General features: G+C 52.6%; 1 rRNA gene (only partly in view). It reads left to right on the forward strand.

Annotated elements, in window-relative coordinates:
• Positions 1-531 precede the first annotated feature (531 nt).
• A 23S ribosomal RNA gene (locus tag QN224_RS33180) occupies positions 532-2500 on the forward strand; it runs 886 nt beyond the window's last position.

Below are 2500 nucleotides of genomic sequence, written 5' to 3' on the forward strand. Positions count from 1 at the left end.
GTTTGCATCGTTCCTTCGTGGGACTGATGCCTGTTCTGCTTACATTGTGAAGAGAAGATATGTCTGGAAGCTTCCAGGTGTTTTGAGAGCGATCGAAAGATCGTCTTGAGACGTCCGAGCCCAGTCCTGAAGAAACCATGGAAGGTCTAGCCGACCGGAAATGGAAGAGGGGCTGGAGGTAGGAGGGAAGTCTTGTCGTTCAAGGCATGGATGTTGTTGGGGTGTCCTTCGGGATGCCCTTCTGGTGTTCATGCCCGATTGGTGTTGCCTGACCGCGCATCACCGGACAGATCTCGAGAAGCTGGTCTTAAGATATGGCCTCGGAATTGCTCGGCGTAATTCCAATGAGGACCATATCGAACACGTCGATGGCATCTGAATGGCTCGGTTGTAAAAGGTAACCGAGCTTTTGGGCTGGCGATGCGGTAAACGAGAGTTGTCCGCATGGCCTGGTTTGGCTGCCCCATGAGCGCAAGCGAATGGGATAAGCTTAGCCAAACCCAAATAAGGATGAGCATTGGCAATGAGAACGATCAAGTGTCAAAAGGGCATTTGGTGGATGCCTTGGCATGCACAGGCGATGAAGGACGTGATACGCTGCGATAAGCCGTGGGGAGCTGCGAATGAGCTTTGATCCATGGATCTCCGAATGGGGAAACCCACCTTAAATGCTTGGAAAATCATTTTGGTTGGCTGTTGGTTGAACGAAGCGAAGCTTCGCAAGGCCAGAGGCCGTCGCCGGTTATCCGGCGTCAAGAAACCAAAGTGGTTTCCAAGCATTGTTGAAAGGTATCTTATCTTGAATACATAGGGATAAGAAGCGAACGCAGGGAACTGAAACATCTAAGTACCTGCAGGAAAGGACATCAACCGAGACTCCGCAAGTAGTGGCGAGCGAACGCGGACCAGGCCAGTGGCAATGAGGAATAAAGTGGAAGGACCTGGAAAGGTCGGCCGTAGCGGGTGATAGCCCCGTACACGTAGAACACTCATTGTCCTTGAGTAAGGCGGGACACGAGAAATCCTGTCTGAACATGGGGAGACCACTCTCCAAGCCTAAGTACTCGTGCATGACCGATAGCGAACAAGTACCGTGAGGGAAAGGTGAAAAGCACCCCGACAAGGGGAGTGAAATAGAACCTGAAACCGGATGCCTACAAACAGTCGGAGCCCGCAAGGGTGACGGCGTACCTTTTGTATAATGGGTCAACGACTTAGTGTGACATGCAAGCTTAAGCCGATAGGTGAAGGCGCAGCGAAAGCGAGTCTGAATAGGGCGTTTAGTATGTCGCATTAGACCCGAAACCGAGTGATCTAGCCATGAGCAGGTTGAAGGTTGGGTAACACCAACTGGAGGACCGAACCCGCATCTGTTGCAATAGATTGGGATGACTTGTGGCTAGGGGTGAAAGGCCAATCAAACTCGGAAATAGCTGGTTCTCCGCGAAATCTATTTAGGTAGAGCGTCGACCGAATACCCCCGGGGGTAGAGCACTGGATGGGCTATGGGGACTCACCGTCTTACTGATCCTAACCAAACTCCGAATACCGGGGAGTACTAGTCGGCAGACACACGGCGGGTGCTAACGTCCGTCGTGAAAAGGGCAACAACCCTGACCTCCAGCTAAGGTCCCCAAGTCATGGCTAAGTGGGAAAGGATGTGAGGATCCCAAAACAACCAGGATGTTGGCTTAGAAGCAGCCATCATTTAAAGAAAGCGTAACAGCTCACTGGTCTAAATAAGGGTCTTTGCGCCGAAAATGTAACGGGGCTAAAGCCATGCACCGAAGCTGAGGATGTGCGCAAGCACGTGGTAGCGGAGCGTTCCGTAAGCCTGTGAAGGGATACCCGTGAGGGGTCCTGGAGGTATCGGAAGTGCGAATGTTGACATGAGTAACGATAAAGAGGGTGAGAGACCCTCTCGCCGAAAGACCAAGGGTTCCTGCTTAAAGTTAATCTGAGCAGGGTTAGCCGGCCCCTAAGACGAGGCGGACACGCGTAGTCGATGGGAACCACGTTAATATTCGTGGGCCTGGTGGTAGTGACGGATCGCTTAACTTGTCTGGACTTATTGGATTGTCCAGGCTTGGACGCGGTCCCGGGAAATAGCTCCACCGTATAGACCGTACCCGAAACCGACACAGGTGGTCAGGTAGAGTATACCAAGGCGCTTGAGAGAACTGCGTTGAAGGAACTCGGCAAATTGCACGCGTAACTTCGGAAGAAGCGTGACCCTTTTGTACGCAAGTATGATGGGGTGGCACAGACCAGGGGGTAGCGACTGTTTATCAAAAACACAGGGCTCTGCGAAGTCGCAAGACGACGTATAGGGTCTGACGCCTGCCCGGTGCTGGAAGGTTAAGAGGAGGGGTGCAAGCTCTGAATCGAAGCCCCAGTAAACGGCGGCCGTAACTATAACGGTCCTAAGGTAGCGAAATTCCTTGTCGGGTAAGTTCCGACCTGCACGAATGGCGTAACGACTTCCCCGCTGTCTCCAACG

It is taken from the genome of Sinorhizobium sp. 7-81, assembly GCF_030124405.1.
Classification (GTDB): domain Bacteria; phylum Pseudomonadota; class Alphaproteobacteria; order Rhizobiales; family Rhizobiaceae; genus Sinorhizobium; species Sinorhizobium psoraleae.